Genomic DNA, 3483 nt, shown 5'->3' on the forward strand with positions numbered 1-3483 from the left:
TTATCAGATATAGCACATATTTCAGAAAAATATGAGTTGATAAATAGAAATACAGGTGGATATTTCAACATAACATATAATATTTAAAAATATATAGTTGTATTTATAAAGAAATTTGCAACTATATATTTTTATTAAAAAGTAGTTGACTTTTATAAAAAAAGAGACTACTATTTAATTAATAAAACTTAGTAACAAAGAAATACTAAGATAAAAATGCTATATTACAAAAGGATTTAAATATGTTGAAAGGAGAACAATAACTATGATGAATCGCAATAAATCTACAACAGATAATAAAAAAATTTATAATCAATGGGCTATTATGCTTGATGCCAGTGTGACAAATGGTGTTTGTTGGCAAATATCATTTCTATGTAAATATAAAGATACATATACAATTGAGGTTGGGACTACTACTTATGGCGGATGGGGATTCGGACCACCTTATTCTGTAAAAAGTACTAAGATTAATCCACGAGAAAAGATAACTTTAAGTGAAGTTAAATTTGCTTGTTGGTCAATTACACCAGATATGTGTGTACAAAAAATAGAAAAAATTTTAAATGCAGAAAAATCTAAAAATCTTGATAAGTATCACATATATAATGGACCTCAATATGACTTTGGTGCTTTTGAATATCTAAGCTTGCCTGAGGAATTGATTCAAGAGCTAAAGGGTAAAAATAGAAAAAGAAATTAAATTGTTAGATATAATAAAGAATAATATAATAATTACATAATCACATTGAATCTGAAAGGAGGAGTATTATGTGGATAAAATTTAATAAAAAGAAAAGAAAAAATGTTTCGCAGATGACTAAAAAAACTGTAGAGACAGAAAAATCTGAGAAGTTATCTGTATTTTCTTGCTGTGGCCCAATTTCAAAACAACTAGACAAAGATATTGCTCAAATGGGAATATCAGAAGATTTTATAAAAAGAGCATATATTTTGCCAATGATATATGGATACGATTCAGTAAATAAAGAATATTTTGCAGAGGAACCGAGAGAAAGAAGTAGTGGATATGTGAAGCTTTTTTCGAGCCATGATGCAGAAGAATTTCGTTGGTATTTGCTGAAACTGATCGCAGAAAAATGGGGACAAAATTATGAGCTAACAAATCGCAAAAAATTGGAGAGTAAATGGAAGTTCGTAGAGGATAAAGTAGTTGATGGCAAGTGGATATATCGAACTAATCCTCATGCTAAATATAAAGCAGTTTATGATTCAAGGAAGGAATGGTGGGAAGTTGCCATTAGGTTGCTGGCTAAAGTTTATGATATTCGTGGAGAGCAGATGCAAAAATATATTGAATCTTGTTTAGCTTTTCTGAAATTGAGAGGTAGTGACTGGTCAGAGATTCACTGGAGATTTGATGAAAAAAAGATGAAATTTATAGGAATTCCTTATCAGGATGAGGAGGATTTTGCACAGAATCTAGTTCCATTATTTGAGGTGACAGTAGATGATGCACCTTATGGTATAATACAGAAAATTTGTATTCATAAGCATAGTGGCATCCCATATTCTGTTTTATCAATTTTCCATGCTGGTTCAGTTATGTATTTGGAAGAGGAGAAATACGCGTCGATTGGATATTCTGCTGTTCAAAAACTAGCAGTGAAAGAGGGGACAGAGCAATCTCTGAAATATGAGAATATTAATGCTAATAATTGGAAAAAAACTGTGTCTTTATGATCAGGATGAAAATTGATATTAAGTTGTTTTATAGGGGAGAATTTTTATATGAAAAAATTTAAAGAATTAAATACGATCAAGAAAATAATTGTAATATATATAGCCGTTTCAATTATTTTTGCTATTGTTTTTGCTATCCTAAATAATATATTAGGAACTCAAGAATTTGTAAAGATTTTGGGCTATTTAACAGTGTTATTTGCTTATTTAATAATAGGTTTAATATTAGTAAGGGCATTAATTTATAGAATAAAAAATAAAGAAACTGGAAAGGTTTTATGTGGAATTTTATTTATTATAATTTTTATAATGCTTTTTATAACAATGATGAGATCTTTAATATTATAATCAAATATGCAGTAATTACAAAAAAGCTCTATCACAAAGTTGTTAAATATAATTACAATAGAAGTATAAGCTTATCATCAAGGTGAAGATAAATAAAAATACAGGGGGTAGGGGAAAATATGCAAAAGACACATAAAAAATTAATCATGTATTCTATCGGTGTTTCACTACTTTTAATAATTGCATATCTTTGTAGATATAATACATTTATTCATACGGAAGATCCACTGAAGTTGACTCTACTTATTCTAATTCGCAATGTAATTCATATATCGTTAGTTATGGCATGGTGTGTGTCTTTGAATAGACGAATTATGAAAAAACAGATTCGTCAGATTCTGGTGTCTGTTGGTGTGATGTTGATTATTTGGTTGACTGTCCGTGTATGTAAATGGGAGTTTATAGGGGATGCTGATACTACAATAGGACGTTATTGTTGGTACGCGTATTATATAGCGATGATATTTATCCCGTTGCTTGGCGTTTTTGTTGTCAGTTATATAGGAAAACCGGAGAATTACAAAACACCGAGCTGGATGAATTATCTGTTTATTCCAGCAGCTCTTCTGCTTCTTTGTGTTTTTACCAATGACTTTCATCAGATGGTATTTTATTTTCCAGTGGGAAAAGATATCGATTATGATGTTTATGAATATGGAATCATGTATTTCGTCGTGATGGCATGGATAATTTTTCTTAGTATTTATTTTGTAGTGATGCTTTTGAAAAAAAGCCGTACACCGGGAAAAAATCCTTTAAAGAGTATGCCTTGTTTTGTTATTGCAGTTGCAGTAGTATTTTGGGTGCTTTACAGTGTAATGAGAATAAAATGTGACTTAACAGCGATAGACTGTATAATTATAATTTCGTTGATAGAAAGTGCGATTCAAAGTGGATTGCTTCCTTCAAACAGCAACTATAAAGAGTTATTTACAATATCTACTGTAGCGGCACAGATTGTCGACGATGATTATAAACCTCGCTTCACATCTAGTTCAGCACAGCCTATTAGTCAGAAACTCATGAGAAGTGCGGAAATAGAGCCTGTTAAATATCAGAACTCCATCCTCCACAGCAAAAGGATTTCTGGAGGATATGTTCTTTGGTATGATGATATAAGTACAATCATTGATTTACAGGAAAAGCTTCAAGAAATACAAGAACAGCTCAGTGAAAACAATGAGCTACTTAAGGCAGAAGTGGAGTTGAAGAAGCAAAAAATAAAGGCGGAGGAAAAGAGCAAGCTTTATGATCGTATCGCAAAGGAGGTTTCACCACAGCTTTCTAAAGCAAGAGAATATTTAAAGCAAGCAGATCAGGAGCCTGAGACAGCACAGAGCTTAATATCAAAAATCTGTGTAATGGGTGCGTATATCAAACGCCGTGGCAATCTGCTTTTGTTAGGTGAGGAAGGCTCTGAGATTTCGGCAA

General features: G+C 31.3%; 4 protein-coding genes. All 4 read left to right on the plus strand.

All coding sequences use genetic code 11. The features are described from left to right. The first annotated feature begins 265 nt into the window (after positions 1-265). Positions 266-703 carry a hypothetical protein gene (locus SPD90_RS00930; RefSeq protein WP_320924036.1) on the plus strand — a complete coding sequence of 146 codons (438 nt, stop codon included), beginning with the start codon at positions 266-268 and terminating at the stop codon, positions 701-703. Between the two features lie 68 nt (positions 704-771). Further along, positions 772-1704, plus strand: a complete 933-nt coding sequence (locus SPD90_RS00935; RefSeq protein ID WP_320924037.1) for a hypothetical protein — start codon at positions 772-774, stop codon at positions 1702-1704. A gap of 48 nt (positions 1705-1752) precedes the next feature. After that, positions 1753-2052: a hypothetical protein gene (locus SPD90_RS00940; protein WP_320924038.1), complete on the plus strand. Its 300-nt coding sequence runs from the start codon at positions 1753-1755 to the stop codon at positions 2050-2052. 314 nt (positions 2053-2366) lie between these two features. After that, a partial coding sequence (locus tag SPD90_RS00945; RefSeq protein WP_320924039.1) for a histidine kinase N-terminal 7TM domain-containing protein occupies positions 2367-3483 on the plus strand: 1117 nt, incomplete at its 3' end.

Source organism: Intestinibacter sp. (assembly GCF_034113885.1).
Lineage (GTDB): Bacteria > Bacillota > Clostridia > Peptostreptococcales > Peptostreptococcaceae > Intestinibacter.